Consider the following 15,362-nt stretch of genomic DNA (forward strand, 5'->3'; position numbering starts at 1 on the left):
TCAGCCTGTGATGCCGTGTGCGGGGGAGGCGCTGGCGTCGTCGAGCAGCGGGGTCACCACCTCGCGGTCCAGCCGGTCCAGGGCGCGGCCGAGCCGTTCGAGCAGCTGCTCGACCTCGTGCTCGGTGATGGTGAAGGGCGGGCTGACCAGGAAGTGATCGCCGGCCAGGCCGTTCAGGGTGCGCCGGGGATAGATCAGCAGTCCCTCCTCTTTGGCCAGCGCCGTCACCCGGGCGAAGAGGTTGGCCTCGGCGGGGAAGGGCGTCTTCGCCACCGGGTCCATGACCAGCTCCACGCCCCACAGCAGCCCCAGGCCGCGCACGTCGCCGATCCAGGCGTGGCGTGCCTGGAGCGCCTCGAGACCGCGCCTGAGCTGCTCGCCGCGGGCGCGCACGTTGTCGAGCAGCCCCTCGCGGCGGATCGCCTCGATGGCGGCCAGGCCCGTGGCGCAGGCCAGCGGGTTGCCGGCGTAGGTGTGGCCGTGCTGGAAGCCGCCGGCGGCCATCACCGTGTCGACGATCTCCTCGCGGGCCAGCAGCGCCCCCACCGGGTAGTAGCCGGCGCCCAGCCCCTTGGCGGTGATCAGCAGGTCCGGCGTCACACCCCACTGCTGGTAGGCGAACCAGGTGCCGGTGCGGCCGATGCCGCAGAGCACCTCGTCGAAGATCAGCAGGCAGCCGAACTCGTCGCACAGCGCGCGCAGGCCCTCGAGGTAGGCCTGGTCGACCAGCCGCGCCCCGGTGCTGGCACCGCCGACGGGCTCGAGCACGATGGCGATGACGCTCTCGCCCCCGGCCGCCTCGATCGTCGCGCGGGTCTCGGCGAGCACGCGCTGGACGTGGGCGTCGCGATCGCCGTCCCGCTGGCGGTAGAAGTCCGGGCCGGGCACCTTCAGCGAGCCGGCGGTGATGTCGGCGAAGGGCGCCTCCAGGGGCTGGTAGCCGGTGACCCCCAGCGCGCCGAGCGTGCTGCCGTGATAGGAGGGGCGCAGCGACACGAAGTGGCGACGACGGGACTCGCCGCGGGCCACGAAGTACTGGCGCGCCAGCTTGAGGGCGGACTCCACCGCCTCGGAGCCGCTGGAGACGAAGAACACCTTATCGAGCGTGCCCTCGGTCATCTCGACCAGTGCCTCGGCCAGCGCCACGGCCGGGGCGTTCTCGAACTGGGTGCGGTAGGTGAAGGCGACGCGGTCGAGCTGGGCCAGCATGGCGTCGCGCAGGTCCTGCCGGCCATGGCCGAGGTTGCAGGAGATGGCGCCGGAGCAGCCGTCGAGGTACTCCTTGCCGTGGGTGTCCCACAGGAAGACGCCATCGCCGTGGCTGACTTCCGGCATCGCGGGACCGGCCTGATAGAAGAGGGGGGAGGACGTCATCGTGTCGATCCGTTGTGGTGGTGTTGTTCGGATGGTTGTCAGTCTAGGTAGCCGCGATAAGCTATTTCAAGATATGATGTTTTTACCGTATTCGATGACTTTTAATCATGCCTGACGTCAATATCCATTCGCTCAAGGCGCTGGCCATCTTCAAGACGCTGTTCGAGGCGGGCAGTGCCTCCCAGGCGGCGCGGACGCTCGGCATCACCCAGTCGGGCGTCAGTCGCTCGCTCTCCCAGCTCGAGCAGAATCTCGGGCTCGAGCTGTTTCTGCGCGAGAAGAACCGCCTGGTCGCCACGCCCGAGGCGCGGGAGCTCTACGAGGAGATCCTGCGGCTGATGGGCAATATCGAGGAGCTGCGCCACAGCGTGCTGGCGCTCAAGGAGTTCGGCACCTCTCGGCTGCGCATCGCCGCGATCCCGGGGCTCGCCTTCGGCTTCGTGCCGCGCCTGATCGCCACGCTGCTGGAGGACAATCGCGGGTTCAGCATCAGCTTCGACATGATGTCGAGCCACGAGGTGCTGCGCGAGGTGGAGTCCGGCCATGCCGACATCGGCTTCGTGACGCTGCCGGTCAGCTCCCGGGTGCTGCGCGTCGAGGAGTGGCTGACCACCCAGGCCCGCTGCCTGGTGCCCGGACGGCACCCCCTGAGCGGCCGCGACGCGGTGAGCATCGACGACCTCAGGGACCAGTTCCTGGTGATCGGCAACCAGCCCAACGTGGGCGCCGACCCGCTGCTCCATCTGGCCACCGCCCACGGCATTCAGATCGCCGGCAAGACCGAGGCCAACATCGGGGCCATCACCTCGCTGGTCGCCAACGGGGTCGGGATCAGCGTGATGAATCCGATCACCGCGACCGACCAGCTGGTCGGGCGGGACGAGGTGGTGGTGTTGCCCTTCACCCCGTCGATCGATTTCAGCTTCGGGCTGGTGTATCGCGAGGACTGGAAGCATGCTCGTGCGCTGGAGTTCATCCGCGCCAGCGGCCGTGACCTGCTGCGGGAGTACCCCGCCTGATCTCGCCCGGCCCGCCGCGGCGCCTGTTTGCCCCTATCTGACCGACGAGGATCCTGATCGCGATGCTGACCTTTCACAGTGAACGCACCAAGCTGCGCCGTGCCCGCACCGAGCTGGACGGCGGACGGCTGGTGACGCCCTACGAATGCCCCGAGCGGGTCGACCTGGTGCTCAAGCGCGTGCTCGAGAGCGGCCTGGGGGCGGTGCGCGAACCGGTCGAGCATGGCCTCGAGCCGGTGCTGGCGATTCACGATCCCGGCTATGTCGATTTCCTCGCGCGCTGCTGGGCGGACTGGGTCGCCGCCGGCCGCGAGGGTGAGGCGATCGCCTGGATCTGGCCGACCCGCACCATGCCGGGGCGCGTCATTCCCGACCACATCGACGGCCGGCTCGGCCACTACGCCCTGGGGGCCGACACCTCGATCTGCGAGGGCACCTTCGAGGCGGCCATGGCCAGCAAGGACGTGGCGCTATCGGCGGTGGATCATGTGCTGGCCAGCGGCGAGCCGGCCTTCGGGCTGTGCCGGCCGCCCGGCCACCACGCCGCCACCGACCAGTTCGGCGGCTACTGCTTCTTCAACAATGCCGCCATCGCCGCGCAGCGCGCGCTGGACGCCGGCCGCTCACGGGTCGCGGTGCTGGACATCGACTTCCACCACGGCAACGGCACCCAGCAGATCTTCTACGACCGCGACGACGTGCTCTTCCTCTCGCTGCACGGCGATCCGCGCCACTGTTTCCCGCACTTCCTCGGCCACGCCGACGAGACCGGCGAGGGCCCGGGCGAGGGCTTCACCGTCAACTATCCTCTGGCGCCGGGGACCGGCTACGAGCGCTGGGCGCAGGCGCTGGAGGACGCCAAGGCGCGCATCCTCGAGGCCGGCTGCGAGCTGCTGGTGGTCTCGCTCGGCGTCGACGCCTTCGAGCACGACCCCATCAGCGCCTTCACGCTCTCGAGCGACGACTTCAGCGACGTGGGCCGGCGGCTGGGACGCCTCGGGCTGCCCACGGTATTCCTGCTCGAGGGCGGCTATGCGGTGGAGGAGATCGGCATCAACGCGGTCAACGTGCTGAGTGGCTTCGAGCAGCCCTGAGCCGCGTCGCCACCGGGCCGACGATTGGGAGAGGGCGTCAGCCCCCCGACGCCTCCAGGTGTCGCTGCCGCTCCTCCAGGGTCTGGTTGATGCGCTCCGCCGCCTGCTCGGCCCGCTCGAGGGTCCCCTGCGGAGGGGGCAGCGCCTCGCCTTGCTCCCCGGCGGTGACGGCCGTGTCCAGGTAGGTCGTCATCACGTAGCCGAGCAGGATCAGGGCCAGCAGCAGGCCGAGGATGCGCATGGCGTCTCTCCTGGATGGTGCCGAGTGGAGGCGCGAGGCGTGGGGCCGGGGTTCCCGCCAGTATAGGCCGCTCCCGGCCGAGCCGAGACGTCGCTATCGGGGCGAGCGCCTTCCCCCCGGGGAGGGGTGGGCAGAGAACCTCTTCCCTGCCGGGGCACTGTGCCATGTCGGGCCGACTCGCGAGGCTTGGCGTTTACCGGGCGTGGGGCCACACTTCAGAGGCGAGAGCGCCGGCCAACGAGGACGAACCATGTTTGATGCTCCGGCAGGGCCCGACGGCGTCGGGGCTTGGCGTGCGGCGATGATCGAGGTTGCCACCCCGGGCCCTGATGGGCGGTACCCCGAATGATGAAGCGCGCCCAGCGGCGCATCGTCGCGCTGGCGACGCTTGGCATCCTCTGCACGGGGGCGCTGGTCGGGCTGGCCACGGCCTGGCCGCTCTACCAGGCGCATCGCCAAGGACTCGAGACGATCACCCTGGTCAGCGCCTCGGCTCAGGCGGAGACCCTCGATCACCTGCTGGCGCGCTATCGGGACGTCGCCCGACAGATCGCCAGTCGCACCGAGTTGAGGGGCCGCCTGGAGGACTACGTGGAGGGCCGTGTCGCGACCCGCGAGGAGCGTGACGCCCTGGCGGCCTTCATGGCGCCGCGGCTGGTGGATGCCATGCTGCAGTCCCCGGACCTCGTGGGCCTGATCCGGCTGGATGGGGCGGGTCAGCCGCTGGTGACCATCGGCCGCGTTCCCGAAGCACGCCCGGTGACAGCGAAGACCGACACGCCGGGTCAGGCGCGCCTGGTGCCGGCGGAGGAGGGCATGCTCGTGGAGGTGACGACGCCGGTCGTCTCTCGGGACAGCCGGCGCCTCGGCACCGACCGGCTCTATTTCGGCGCCCAGGGCATCGCCGGCCTGCTCGACGACGCCAGTCGCTTCGGTGAGGGCGCTCGACAGTGGCTGCTGGCCCCTCCCGGCCAGGCGCTGCTGGCGGCGGATCCCCAGGGCGCGCTGGTCACGACCGAGCCCGACGGGCGGCTCGCCGGACGCCTGCGCGAGGCGCTGGTGTCCGGCCAGGCGGAGCTGTCCCGCGATGGCGAGGGGGCGCAGGCGGCCGTGCTGGTGCTGGTGCCGCTGGCCACGCCTGACTGGGCGCTGATGGTGCAGATTCCCGCCCGCGGCTTCTATGGCGTGGTCTATCACGAGCTGCTCTGGCCGGCGATCATGGTGCTGGTGCTGATGGGGCTCGGGGCGTTGGCCACGGCACGGGTGATCAGCCCGCTGCTGTCGCGCATCACCGATCAGGCCGGTCGCCTGCGGCGCTCGGCCAACTTCGATCCGCTGACCGGCCTGCCCAATCGTACCTATCTCAACCAGCGCCTCGCCCTGGCGCTGGAGCGCGCGGAGGAGGACGCGGGAGCCCTGGCGGTGCTGTTCCTCGACCTGGATCATTTCAAGGACATCAACGACAGCCTCGGCCACCCACTGGGCGACCGCCTGCTGCAGGCGGTCGGTCGGCGCCTGGGGCGGGCCGTGCGAGACGAGGACTCCTTGGGGCGCCTGGGGGGCGACGAGTTCGTGCTGGTGCTGGAGCGCCTGCATGAGTCCGCCGATGCCGGCCGGGTGGCACAGAAGCTGATCGATGCCCTGTTGCAGCCGTTCCATATCGGGCAGCACGAGATCTTCATCGGCGCCTCCATCGGGATCAGTGTCTATCCCGGCGATGGGCGCAGCGCCGGCGAGCTGATCCAGCGCGCCGATACCGCCATGTACGGGGCCAAGGCGCTCAAGCGCAACACCTGGATGTTCTTCACGCCGGAACTGGCCGAGGCCAGCCGCGAACGTTTCACCATGGATACCGGCCTGCGTCGGGCCCTGGATCGCCAGGAGCTGGTGCTGCACTACCAGCCCCAGGCGCGGGTGGAGGGCAGCCGCGTGTTCGGGGCCGAGGCGCTGGTGCGCTGGACGACGCCCGAGGGAGAGACGATCGGGCCTGGGCGCTTCATCGCCCTGGCGGAGGAGGCCGGGCTGATCCATCTCATCGGCCGCTGGGTGCTGGGCGAGGCCTGTCGCCAGGCCCGCGAGTGGGAGCTGGCCGGGCTTTCCCTGCGCGTCGCGGTCAACCTGTCGGGGCTGCAGGTGGTGCAGGGAGACATCGTCGGCGACGTGCGTGAGGCGCTCGAGCAGAGCGGGCTCTCCCCCTCGCGGCTGGAGCTCGAGATCACCGAGGGCTTCGTGATCGGCCATGCCGACGAGGGCCTGGAGCGGCTGAACGGGCTGCGCCGCCTGGGGGTCGAGCTGGCCGTGGACGATTTCGGTACCGGCTACTCCTCGCTCTCCTACCTCACCCGCCTGCCGGTGCAGTGCCTGAAGATCGATCGTTCCTTCATCACCGACGTGCCCGGCGACGCCGACGACGAGACGATCGTCGCCGCCATCCTCTCGATCGCCGAACGCCTGGGACTCGAGGTCATCGCCGAGGGCGTGGAGAACGCCACCCAGCTCGCGCTCCTGCGCTCGCTGGGCTGTCCCGCCTATCAGGGCGACTACCTGAGTCCGCCGCTGACGGCCGCGGAGTTCGCCGAGCGCTGGGGCGCGGGAGGGCTGGCGCGGGAGGCCTGAATCCGCGCCGCTTTCCGCCGGGCGCCCCGGTCGATAGAATGACCGTTTGCCGTCGAGCATCGGGCCCGCGCCAGCGAGCCGTCCGATCGCCCGGCGCCCCATCACCCAGCTGCTGTTCGCTTTACCGCAAGGATCCCGCGCTGCATGAGCTATCAGGTTCTGGCCCGCAAGTGGCGACCGCGTACCTTCCATGAACTGGTCGGCCAGGAGCATGTCCAGCGCGCGCTGGTCAATGCCCTGGACCAGGGTCGGCTGCACCACGCGTATCTGTTCACCGGCACTCGCGGCGTGGGCAAGACCACCCTGGCGCGCATTCTGGCAAAGTGCCTGAACTGCACGGCAAATGGCCGCGGCGACGAGGGCGTGACCTCCACCCCCTGCGGCGAGTGCGACAGCTGTCGTTCCATCGACGAGGGGCGCTTCGTCGACCTGATCGAGGTCGACGCCGCCTCGCGCACCAAGGTCGAGGACACCCGCGAGCTGCTCGACAACGTGCAGTACGCGCCGACCCAGGGACGTTACAAGGTGTACCTCATCGATGAGGTGCACATGCTCTCCACCAGCAGCTTCAACGCGCTGCTCAAGACCCTGGAAGAGCCGCCGCCCCACGTGAAGTTCCTGCTGGCCACCACCGACCCACAGAAGCTGCCGCCCACGGTGCTGTCGCGCTGCCTGCAGTTCACCCTCAAGCACATGGCGCCGGAGCGCATCGTCGGGCACCTGGCCGCGGTGCTAGAGGCCGAGCGGGTGAGCTTCGAGGAGAGCGCCCTGTGGCTGCTCGGCAAGGCCGCCGAGGGCTCCATGCGCGATGCCATGAGCCTCACCGACCAGGCCATCGCCTTCGGCCAGGGCGAGGTTCGCCACGCCGACGTGGCGGCCATGCTCGGCACCCTCGATCATCGCCACGTGCTGGCGCTGGTCGAGGCGCTGGCCGAGGTCGATGCCGCCCGGCTGCTCGGCGAGGTGGCAGCCCTGGCCGAGCAGGGGCCCGACTTCGCCGCGGTGCTCGACGACATCACCGGCGTGCTGCACCGGCTGGCCATCGCCCAGATGGTGCCCGACGCCGTGGACAACGGCCACGGCGACCGCGACGCCCTGCTGGCGTTGGCCGCGCGGTTCACCGCCGAGGACATCCAGCTCTTCTACCAGATCGGCATCCAGGGCCGCGGCGACATGGAACATGCCCCGGACCTGCGCACCGCGCTGGAGATGACGCTGCTGCGCATGCTGGCGTTCCGCCCCCAGGGCGTGCCGCGGCCGGCGCAGACGCCGCTGCCCCTGCGGGGACTGCCGGACGGCGGCGGGGCAGGACCGACCAGCGAGTCGGCCGGCGACCCGGCGTCGGGGCCCGAGGCGTCGCGGGCCGCCTCAGCCGAGATGCCGCCATCTCCAACGCCCGAGCCGACCCATCCGCCGGAGCCCGGGGCCGCGTCTGCTGCTTCGCCCGAGCCGCCCCGTGAGCCGGCAGTGGCCACCGAGACCGCGCCAGCGCCTGCTGCGCAGGAGCCGCCAAACGCGCCGGCCGGCGATGCCACTCCCGCCCCTGAGCCCGTCTCCCTATCACCGGAGATGGCTCCGGAAACGGCACCGGAGACGGCACCCGAGACGGCGCCCCCGGAGAGCATGCCCCAGGCGGCGCCCGCGCCGTCTCCTGCCGAGGCCCCGTCGTCCGAGCGCCCCGAGCCTGTCCCGGCGGGCGAGGCGAGCCACGACCTCGAACCCGCTCAGGCAGCCGATGGGACGGCGCCGGCCGCGCCGGCGGGCCGCTTCGGCCACGCCGACTGGCTGGCCAGCTTCGAGTCGCTGGGGCTCGGCGGGCTGACCCGCAACCTGGCGGCTCACTGCGTGGTCGAGGCCGACGACGGCGAGCGGCTCACGCTGCGCCTCGATCCGTCCCAGGAGGCGATGAACGCCGAGATCCACGTGACCCGCATCCGCGAGGCGCTGGCGGCCGCTGGCGTCGAGCGCCGCCTGGTGCTGGAGCCCGGCGAGCTGCCCCCGGCGGTCGAGACGCCCCGGCAGCAGGCCGACCGCCTGGCCGCCCAGCGGCATGCCGAGGCGATTGAAGCCTTGAACCGCGACCCCCATGTACAGAAGTTGCAGCAGGCCTTCGGCGCGCGCCTGATCGAATCCACGGTCAAGCCCGCCGATGCCGAGGCCCGCGGCTGAACCGCGCGCCGAGACCGATCACATCAACCACGAGAGGATTTCGCCATGATGAAGGGTGGCATGGGCAACATCATGAAGCAGGCCCAGGAGATGCAAGAGAAGATGCAGAAGGCCCAGGAGGAGGTCGCCAAGGCCGAGGTCCAGGGCGAGGCGGGCGCCGGCATGGTCAAGGTGACCATGAACGGCCGCCACGACGTCAGCAAGGTCGACCTTGACCCGAGCCTGATGGAGGAGGACAAGGAGCTCCTCGAGGACCTGCTGGCGGCCGCCGTCAACGACGCGGTGCGCAAGGTCGAGGCGGACTCCAAGGCGCGCATGGAGGAGGCCACCGCCGGTCTCAACCTGCCGCCGGGCTTCAAGATGCCCTTCTGATCCAGGCCGAGACGGACCGACCATGAGCTTTTCCCCGCTGATCGAGAGACTGATGGAGTCGCTGCGGGTGCTGCCCGGCGTCGGCCCCAAGACCGCCCAGCGCATGGCCATGCACCTGCTCGAGCGCGACCGCGACGGCGGCCGGCGCCTGGTGGCGGCGCTGGACGTGGCGCTCGAGCGGGTCGGCTACTGCCGGCGCTGCCGCACCCTGACCGAGGAGGAGGTCTGTGGCATCTGCCAGAGCGCGCGGCGCGACGAGGCCCTGCTCTGCGTGGTGGAATCCCCCGCCGACCAGCTGGCCATCGAGGAGGCCGGCGGCTTTCGCGGCCGCTACTTCGTGCTGCACGGCCACCTCTCGCCGCTGGACGGCGTCGGCCCCGAGGACATCGGCCTCGACCAGCTCGAGGCGCGGGTCGCCGAGGGGGGCGTCGAGGAGATCGTGCTGGCCACCAATCCCACGGTGGAGGGGGAGGCCACCGCCCACTACATCGCCGCCCAGCTGGCGCCCCGGGGCGTCTCGCTCTCGCGGCTGGCCTATGGCGTGCCCATGGGCGGCGAGCTCGAGTACGTCGACGGTGGTACCCTGAGCCGCGCCTTCAACGGTCGCCTGCCCTTCCGGGGCGAGTGAGCCCTTTTCCCTGCTGTCGGAACCCTGCATGACCCTGAACCCCGAGATTCGCTGGATCGATACTCCCGCCGCCCTGGACGCCGCCTGTGCCGAGGTGGCTACGGCCGACGTCATCGCCCTGGACACCGAGTTCTTTCGCGAGAACACCTTCCATCCGGTGCCGGCGCTGATCCAGTTCGCCGCCGGCGGTCCGGCCTTCCTGGTGGATCCCCAGGAGGTGGCGTGCACCGAGGCCTTTCGTCGCCTGCTGGCCGAGGGGCCGTTGAAGCTGCTGCACGCCTCGAGCGAGGACCTCGAGGTCTTCGCCCACTGGGCCGGGGTGCCCGTGGCCCCCTTGGTCGATACCCAGGTCGCCCAGTCGCTCCTCGGCGAGGTCCCGTCGATGGGCTACCAGAAGCTGGTGGAGCACTGGACCGGCGAGACCCTGCCCAAGGACGAGACCCGCTCCAACTGGCTGCTGCGCCCGCTCTCGGGGTCCCAGCAGCGCTATGCGGCCCTGGACGTGGTCTTCCTGCTGGACGTCTGGGAGCAGCAGCGCGCCTCTCTCGAGGATCAGGGCCGCATGGCCTGGGTCGAGGCCGACTGCGCCGCCCTGGTGGCGCAGACCGAGCGCAGCGAGACCGCCGACGGCCAATGGTACCTGCGTCATCGCCAGCTCTGGCGCCTCTCGCCGCGGCAGGTGGAAGCCTATCGGCGCCTGACCATCTGGCGCGAGGGCGAGGCGCGGCGTCGCGACGTACCGCGGGGGTGGCTGGTGCCCGACCGGCTGCTCTATGCCATCGCCGAGCAGCTGCCGGAGAACCGTTTCGAGCTGGCGCGCGTCGAGGACCTCAAGCCCGCGCTGATCAAGCGCGAGGGCGATGACCTGCTGAGACTGGTGCGCGAAGCACTGCAGGTCGACGAGGAGGCGCTGCCGCCGGCACCGCTCTCGCCGATGACGCCCGAGTTCAAGCAGCGCCTCAAGGCCTTGAAGAAGGTGGTCAACGCCGAGGCCGAGGCGCTGGGCGTGGCCCCCGAGGTGCTGCTCAAGCGCCGCGAGCTCGAAGCCCTGGTGAGTGCCGACCTGAAGGGCCAGCCGCTGCTCCTGCCCGGCGGCTGGCGCGGGGAGCGACTGGCGACGGGCCTGACCGCGGCCCTCGAGGAGGCATCACGATGACTGACGACCGGATGCGCGGCGACAAGCTGCTCTGCGAGATCTTCAAGAGCCCCGCCAAGGAGGAGATGTACCTCTACGTGGACAAGCGCCAGGGGCTTGCCGAGGTGCCCGAGGCGTTGCTGGAGCACTTCGGCAAGCCGATCTCCGCGATGACCCTGATCCTTACCCCGGAGAAGCGCCTGGGCCGTGCCCAGGCCGGCGACGTCATGGCCGCCATCCGCGAGAAGGGCTACTACCTGCAGATGCCACCCGCCAAGGAGGAGTATCTGCTCGACCTCTATCGCGTTCCGACCGAGGCACGCTACTAGCGTCGCGCGGCGACACGGCGAGCTGAGGCGCCAACATCGGCGAGCGTCATGTATCGCCAAGGCCCCGAAGGGGCAGGAGAGATCATGAGAGAACGATTCTGGGAGCGCTTCGACCTGCAGGAGCTCACCGACGAGGAGTGGGAGGCGCTCTGCGACGGCTGCGGCCAGTGCTGCCTGCTCAAGTTCCAGGATGAGGAGAGCGGCGACCTGGCGGTGCTCAACGTCGCCTGCGAACTGCTGGATATCCCGAGCTGCCGCTGCGGCGACTATGACAATCGTTTTGCCAAGGTGCTGGACTGCACGCAGCTGACGCCCGAGCGCATCGACGACTTTCGCTGGCTGCCCAAGTCCTGTGCCTACCGTCGGGTCGCGGAGGGTCGCAAGCTGGCCGCCTGGCACCCGCTGATCGCCGGCGGGCCTGAACGGATGCACCGCAAGGGCGTCAGCGTGCGAAGCTTCGCCGTCTCCCAACGCGAGGTGCCCGAGGAGGAGCTCGAGGAGCACATCATCGCCATCCTGCCCATCGACGCTTGATTCACCCCCTGCATCAGGGCGCCCTCCGCTCCATGCCTGAGACGCCTCATACGCAGTAGGCGTCCACGCTCATCCCCCAGCGACCCTTGTTTCATGGCTTCGTCCTATGGCGCCGATCACCGGCGAGGACGATGCTTTGCTGTGTGTAACAGTTTGTTGTCCAGCGTGAACGTGAGCATGGCGTGTCACGTCCGGGGGCATGGGATAACGACGAGGGGATGCATCATGAAAGGTTTCAGGAAGTTAGCGCTTGCCTTGGCGGTGGGTGCCCTGGCCTCTTCCGGTGTGGCGGCGCAGTCGTCCTCGTGGAGTGGACAGGCGCTCAGCGACGACGAAATGGCGGCGATGTTCAACGACCTCATGAACGAGGGCCGGGTACTCGACGACCAGGAGATGGCGCAGCTGCAGTCATGGCTGCCGACGCGGCAAAGTCCCGAACAGCTGCTGCTGCTCTACCCGCCGAGCGCCGGTGACCGGGAAACGGCCCTGTCCAGCGCACGCGACGGCAGTGACGTCGTGCTGGCCGCCAGCGATGGCGGCGCCGATGACGGTACGGGTGGCGGCACGGACGATGGTACCGATGGTGGCACCGACGACGGCAGCGATGATGGCACCGACGACGGTACGGATGACGGCACCGACGATAGCACGGATGGTGGCACCGACGATGGCACGGATGATGGCACCGACGATGGCGGTGATGACGGCACCGACGACGGCACCGACGACGGTACGGATGACGGCAGCGATGATGGCACGGATGACGGCACCGACGATGGCAGCGGTGACAACGGCCTGATTCATTCCGGTGGTGGGGGTGGCGGTTCCGGCGGCGGCTCGGGTGGCGGTTCCGGCGGCGGCTCGGGTGGTGGTTCCGGCGGCGGCTCGGGTGGCGGTTCCGGAGGCGGTTCCGGAGGCGGTTCCGGCGGTGGCTCGGGAGGCGGTTCCGGCGGCGGCTCGGGCGGCGGCTCGGGCGGCGGTTCGGGTGGCGGTTCCGGCGGCGGCTCGGGTGGCGGTTCCGGCGGCGGTTCTGGAGGTGGCCCGGGCGGTGGTGCCGGCGGCGGCAGCTGAGCGGGCGCTCTCCAGGACAGGCAAGTCGCTTCATGCGAGCACGACAGGAACCCGGCCGAGGCCGGGTTCCTGTCGTCAGGGCGCTGTCCTCCGGGCTCTGTCGTCAGATTGATGTCACCGAGGCATCAGGCCTCCCGGTCTTCCAGGCCCAGCGCCCAGAGGATGAAGGCGTCCTGGCGGGCATTGTCGTGCCAGGCCTTGAAGCGCCCCGAGGCGCCGCCGTGGCCGGCAGACATGTCCGTCCTCAGCAGGATGGGGTGATCATCGGCGCGCTGCTCAGGGGCCAGTTCCTTGAGGCGTGCATAGAGCTTGGCCGGCTCCCAGTAGGGCACCCGGGTGTCGTGCCAGCTGCCCTGCAGGAAGACCGCCGGCCAGGGCTGGGCCGAGAGGTTGTCCAGCGGGGAGTAGTCGCGGATGCGGCGTCGCGCCTCGGGCTCGCGAGGGTCGCCCCACTCGGTGTATTCCGCGGTCGTCAGGGGCAGGTCGGGATTCTCCATGGTGCGCAGCACGTCGACGAAGGGCACGTCGAGCACCGCGGCGCAGAAGGCGTCGGGGGCCAGGTTGAGGCTGGCGCTGACCAGCAGACCGCCGGCACTGGCACCGTAGGCGGCGATGTGCTCGCCGTCGCTGAGGCCCTTCTCGACCAGGGCGTCGCGGGCCGCGAGGAAGTCGTGGAAGCTGTTGGCCTTGTGCTCGAGCTTGCCGGCCAGGTACCAGGGCTCGCCGCGGTCGCCGCCGCCGCGCACGTGGGCCACGGCGAAGGCCGCCCCGCGTGCCAGCAGCTCCAGCCGGGCGACCGAGAACCAGGGGTCGAGCACCTCGCCGTAGGCGCCGTAGCCGTAGAGCAGGGTGGGCAGGGGGTGGCCGGAGAGATCGGCCCGCCTGACTACCGAGACCGGCACGCGCTCGCCGTCGTGGGAGGTCGCCCAGATCCGCTCGCAGGCCAGCTGTTCGGGCCGCAAGTCGCCATGGATGGGCTGCTGCTTGAGGAGACGCCGTTCGCCGCTGTCGAGGTCGAGCTCGTGCCAGGTCACCGGCAGGGTGAAGGACTCCTCGCGCAGGCGCAGACACCGCTCGGCGAAGTGAGGCGCGTCGCCCAGCGCCAGGCTGCAGGGCAATTCGGGCAGTGGCAGGCGCTCGTCGCGGATGAGGGCGTGGTCGTCCGCCAGCTCGAGCACCCGCAGATGCACCTGGGCCTCGTGGTGGTCGCGCTCGGTGATGACGAGCCCCCAATCGAAGGCGTCGACCCCCTCCAGGGTCGCCTCGTCGCGATGGTCGATGAGCGGCTGCCAGTGGTGCGCGGGGTCGGCTCCGTCCAGTGAGCGCTCCGCGAGCCGGTCCAGACGGAAGTGCGTCGCCTGGCGGTTATGCAGGACGTAGAAGTGGCCGGGACGATGGTCCACGGCATACTCCACGCCGCTCTCCCGGGCGCGGAAGCAGCGGGGCGGCGTGGCCGGGGCACGGGCGGGAATCAGGTGGCTCTCGCTGGTGTCCTTGGAGGCGCTCTCCAGGATCAGCCACTCCCGTGAGCGGGTCTTGCCCAGGCCCAGCCAGAACTCCGGATCCTCCTCGCGCAGGATCAGCGTCGGCTCGCCGGCCTGGCCATGCGCCACCGGCAGGCGCCAGATGCTTTCCGGACGCTGGGTGGCATCGAAGCGGGTGAACAGCAGGGTGGCATTGTCCTCGGCCCAGCCGATCTCGGGGCCGATCTCCTCGAGCAGCACGGCGGGATCGCCATCCGGCAGGCGCTTGAGATAGAGCGTGTAGGTCTCGTCGCCGCGGGTGTCTTCGGTCCAGGCCAGCCAGGCCTCGTCCGGGGAGAGGGCCATGTCGCCGAGCTCGAGGAAGTCGTGCTCGCCGGCCCTGGCTTCCAGGTCGAGGAAGGCTTCCGCGGCATCGGGGCGGCCGTTGGGGTGGCGCCACCAGACCGGATAGTCGGCGTTGGGCGCCGTCTCGCTCCATACCGTGAAGTGATCCAGCGGCGTCTTGAGCCCGCTCACGGCGAGTTCACGGCGCGCCAGGTGGCCGTGATAGAGGCGCTCCACCAGGTCGTCCAGCGGCGTGAACCAGCGGTCGGACTCCTGGTTGGCGGTCTCGAGGAAGGCGCTGACCTCCGGGGCGTCGCGGTTCTCCAGCCAGTGCCAGGCCGGATCATCGGCATGGCGAAAGCGGGCGGCGGGATCGTCGGCGGGGAGGGTGGGGGCCTTGTCACGTGGCGGCTGTGCTTTCATGGCGCGGGATGTACCATACTCAGTGTGTTTTCAAGAACGTGCGTCGTCGACGCACAACTCGCGAGGTCGTGATGCTGATGTCGGATTCGATGCCCCTACTATGGCTGGTCTATGTCGTGTTGTCGCTGGTGGTGCTGCTGACCGGCTACCTGGGGCTGGGCTTTCTGCCGCGCTTGCCGCGGCTGGTGATCACCTGGGCGGTGGCCGGCGTGATGTGGACCCCGTCCCATTTCCGTCTGCCGCTGCTGGAGGAAGGAGAGTTCTACAGCGGATTCGCCCCGGCGGTGATGGTCGCGGCCGTGGCCTTCCTCGAGAATAACCGCGAGACCTTCCTGCCGGTCGCCCTGCTGGTCGTCATTGGGGCCGGCGTGGGCGCCCTGCTGGGGCTGCTGCTGTGGTGGCGCGGTCGCCATCGCAGGACTCACGGCCAGGAGGACGATGTGGACATGGACGACGAAGCGTCCGCCGCCTCCGGCCGCCGCGACAGTGGCGAACGCCATGAGCCGGTGATCGGCTAATACGCGCCATGATCGGCGGGCGCGAGCGTCT

Annotated in this window: 14 protein-coding genes; 11 read left to right on the forward strand and 3 right to left on the reverse strand. The window is 70.1% G+C overall.

What is annotated here, in order from left to right:
- Nucleotides 1-1,374: an aminotransferase family protein gene (locus tag ACGTNG_RS04930; RefSeq protein ID WP_394575822.1), complete on the reverse strand. Its 1,374-nt coding sequence runs from the start codon at nucleotides 1,372-1,374 to the stop codon at nucleotides 1-3.
- A 107-nt stretch (nucleotides 1,375-1,481) separates the two neighbouring features.
- Here ACGTNG_RS04930 and ACGTNG_RS04935 point away from each other — a divergent pair, with 107 nt between their 5' ends.
- Nucleotides 1,482-2,393 carry a LysR family transcriptional regulator gene (locus tag ACGTNG_RS04935; RefSeq protein WP_394575824.1) on the forward strand — a complete coding sequence of 304 codons (912 nt, stop codon included), beginning with the start codon at nucleotides 1,482-1,484 and terminating at the stop codon, nucleotides 2,391-2,393.
- A 62-nt stretch (nucleotides 2,394-2,455) separates the two neighbouring features.
- On the forward strand, nucleotides 2,456-3,487 hold the full coding sequence (locus tag ACGTNG_RS04940) for a histone deacetylase family protein (RefSeq protein ID WP_394575825.1): 1,032 nt from the start codon (nucleotides 2,456-2,458) through the stop codon (nucleotides 3,485-3,487).
- A gap of 37 nt (nucleotides 3,488-3,524) precedes the next feature.
- Here the strand turns inward: ACGTNG_RS04940 and ACGTNG_RS04945 are convergent, their stop codons facing one another.
- Complete coding sequence (locus ACGTNG_RS04945) at nucleotides 3,525-3,728, reverse strand: hypothetical protein (RefSeq protein ID WP_394575826.1); 204 nt, start codon at nucleotides 3,726-3,728, stop codon at nucleotides 3,525-3,527.
- A 345-nt stretch (nucleotides 3,729-4,073) separates the two neighbouring features.
- Here ACGTNG_RS04945 and ACGTNG_RS04950 point away from each other — a divergent pair, with 345 nt between their 5' ends.
- From ACGTNG_RS04950 to ACGTNG_RS04985, 8 genes are all read left to right on the forward strand, one after another.
- Nucleotides 4,074-6,344, forward strand: coding sequence for a putative bifunctional diguanylate cyclase/phosphodiesterase (locus ACGTNG_RS04950; RefSeq protein ID WP_394575829.1), 2,271 nt, complete (start codon nucleotides 4,074-4,076; stop codon nucleotides 6,342-6,344).
- A 144-nt stretch (nucleotides 6,345-6,488) separates the two neighbouring features.
- Nucleotides 6,489-8,513, forward strand: a complete 2,025-nt coding sequence (gene dnaX, locus ACGTNG_RS04955) for a DNA polymerase III subunit gamma/tau (protein WP_394575830.1) — start codon at nucleotides 6,489-6,491, stop codon at nucleotides 8,511-8,513.
- Between the two features lie 45 nt (nucleotides 8,514-8,558).
- Nucleotides 8,559-8,885, forward strand: a complete 327-nt coding sequence (locus ACGTNG_RS04960; RefSeq protein WP_349757528.1) for a YbaB/EbfC family nucleoid-associated protein — start codon at nucleotides 8,559-8,561, stop codon at nucleotides 8,883-8,885.
- A 22-nt stretch (nucleotides 8,886-8,907) separates the two neighbouring features.
- On the forward strand, nucleotides 8,908-9,513 hold the full coding sequence (gene recR / locus ACGTNG_RS04965; RefSeq protein ID WP_394575831.1) for a recombination mediator RecR: 606 nt from the start codon (nucleotides 8,908-8,910) through the stop codon (nucleotides 9,511-9,513).
- Between the two features lie 28 nt (nucleotides 9,514-9,541).
- The gene (gene rnd, locus ACGTNG_RS04970; RefSeq protein ID WP_394575833.1) at nucleotides 9,542-10,669 is read left to right on the forward strand and encodes a ribonuclease D; all 1,128 of its coding nucleotides are present in this window, start codon (nucleotides 9,542-9,544) and stop codon (nucleotides 10,667-10,669) included.
- A complete protein-coding gene (locus ACGTNG_RS04975; protein ID WP_394575834.1) occupies nucleotides 10,666-10,977 on the forward strand; it encodes a YcgL domain-containing protein in 312 nt (103 codons plus the stop codon). The genes rnd and ACGTNG_RS04975 overlap by 4 nt, the downstream gene beginning before the upstream one ends.
- 84 nt (nucleotides 10,978-11,061) lie before the next feature.
- Nucleotides 11,062-11,511, forward strand: a complete 450-nt coding sequence (locus tag ACGTNG_RS04980) for a YcgN family cysteine cluster protein (protein ID WP_394575835.1) — start codon at nucleotides 11,062-11,064, stop codon at nucleotides 11,509-11,511.
- Between the two features lie 225 nt (nucleotides 11,512-11,736).
- The gene (locus ACGTNG_RS04985) at nucleotides 11,737-12,582 is read left to right on the forward strand and encodes a hypothetical protein (protein WP_394575836.1); all 846 of its coding nucleotides are present in this window, start codon (nucleotides 11,737-11,739) and stop codon (nucleotides 12,580-12,582) included.
- 125 nt (nucleotides 12,583-12,707) lie between these two features.
- Here the strand turns inward: ACGTNG_RS04985 and ACGTNG_RS04990 are convergent, their stop codons facing one another.
- On the reverse strand, nucleotides 12,708-14,813 hold the full coding sequence (locus ACGTNG_RS04990; RefSeq protein ID WP_394575837.1) for a S9 family peptidase: 2,106 nt from the start codon (nucleotides 14,811-14,813) through the stop codon (nucleotides 12,708-12,710).
- Between the two features lie 71 nt (nucleotides 14,814-14,884).
- On the opposite strand from ACGTNG_RS04990, the gene ACGTNG_RS04995 reads away from it, so the two are divergent.
- Nucleotides 14,885-15,331: a hypothetical protein gene (locus ACGTNG_RS04995; protein ID WP_394575838.1), complete on the forward strand. Its 447-nt coding sequence runs from the start codon at nucleotides 14,885-14,887 to the stop codon at nucleotides 15,329-15,331.
- Nucleotides 15,332-15,362: the final 31 nt, after the last annotated feature.

Source organism: Halomonas sp. B23F22_3, assembly GCF_043496965.1.
Taxonomy (GTDB): domain Bacteria; phylum Pseudomonadota; class Gammaproteobacteria; order Pseudomonadales; family Halomonadaceae; genus Halomonas.

What these genes read in the sequence shown, in the direction of transcription:
- dnaX (WP_394575830.1), top strand. Translation starts at nt 6,489, where the DNA reads ATGAGCTATCAGGTTCTGGCCCGCAAGTGGCGACCGCGTACCTTCCAT.
- rnd (WP_394575833.1), top strand. Translation starts at nt 9,542, where the DNA reads ATGACCCTGAACCCCGAGATTCGCTGGATCGATACTCCCGCCGCCCTG.
- ACGTNG_RS04950 (WP_394575829.1), top strand. Translation starts at nt 4,074, where the DNA reads ATGATGAAGCGCGCCCAGCGGCGCATCGTCGCGCTGGCGACGCTTGGC.
- ACGTNG_RS04935 (WP_394575824.1), top strand. Translation starts at nt 1,482, where the DNA reads ATGCCTGACGTCAATATCCATTCGCTCAAGGCGCTGGCCATCTTCAAG.
- ACGTNG_RS04985 (WP_394575836.1), top strand. Translation starts at nt 11,737, where the DNA reads ATGAAAGGTTTCAGGAAGTTAGCGCTTGCCTTGGCGGTGGGTGCCCTG.
- recR (WP_394575831.1), top strand. Translation starts at nt 8,908, where the DNA reads ATGAGCTTTTCCCCGCTGATCGAGAGACTGATGGAGTCGCTGCGGGTG.
- ACGTNG_RS04980 (WP_394575835.1), top strand. Translation starts at nt 11,062, where the DNA reads ATGAGAGAACGATTCTGGGAGCGCTTCGACCTGCAGGAGCTCACCGAC.
- ACGTNG_RS04975 (WP_394575834.1), top strand. Translation starts at nt 10,666, where the DNA reads ATGACTGACGACCGGATGCGCGGCGACAAGCTGCTCTGCGAGATCTTC.
- ACGTNG_RS04930 (WP_394575822.1), bottom strand. Translation starts at nt 1,374, where the DNA reads ATGACGTCCTCCCCCCTCTTCTATCAGGCCGGTCCCGCGATGCCGGAA.
- ACGTNG_RS04995 (WP_394575838.1), top strand. Translation starts at nt 14,885, where the DNA reads ATGCTGATGTCGGATTCGATGCCCCTACTATGGCTGGTCTATGTCGTG.
- ACGTNG_RS04960 (WP_349757528.1), top strand. Translation starts at nt 8,559, where the DNA reads ATGATGAAGGGTGGCATGGGCAACATCATGAAGCAGGCCCAGGAGATG.
- ACGTNG_RS04990 (WP_394575837.1), bottom strand. Translation starts at nt 14,813, where the DNA reads ATGAAAGCACAGCCGCCACGTGACAAGGCCCCCACCCTCCCCGCCGAC.
- ACGTNG_RS04940 (WP_394575825.1), top strand. Translation starts at nt 2,456, where the DNA reads ATGCTGACCTTTCACAGTGAACGCACCAAGCTGCGCCGTGCCCGCACC.
- ACGTNG_RS04945 (WP_394575826.1), bottom strand. Translation starts at nt 3,728, where the DNA reads ATGCGCATCCTCGGCCTGCTGCTGGCCCTGATCCTGCTCGGCTACGTG.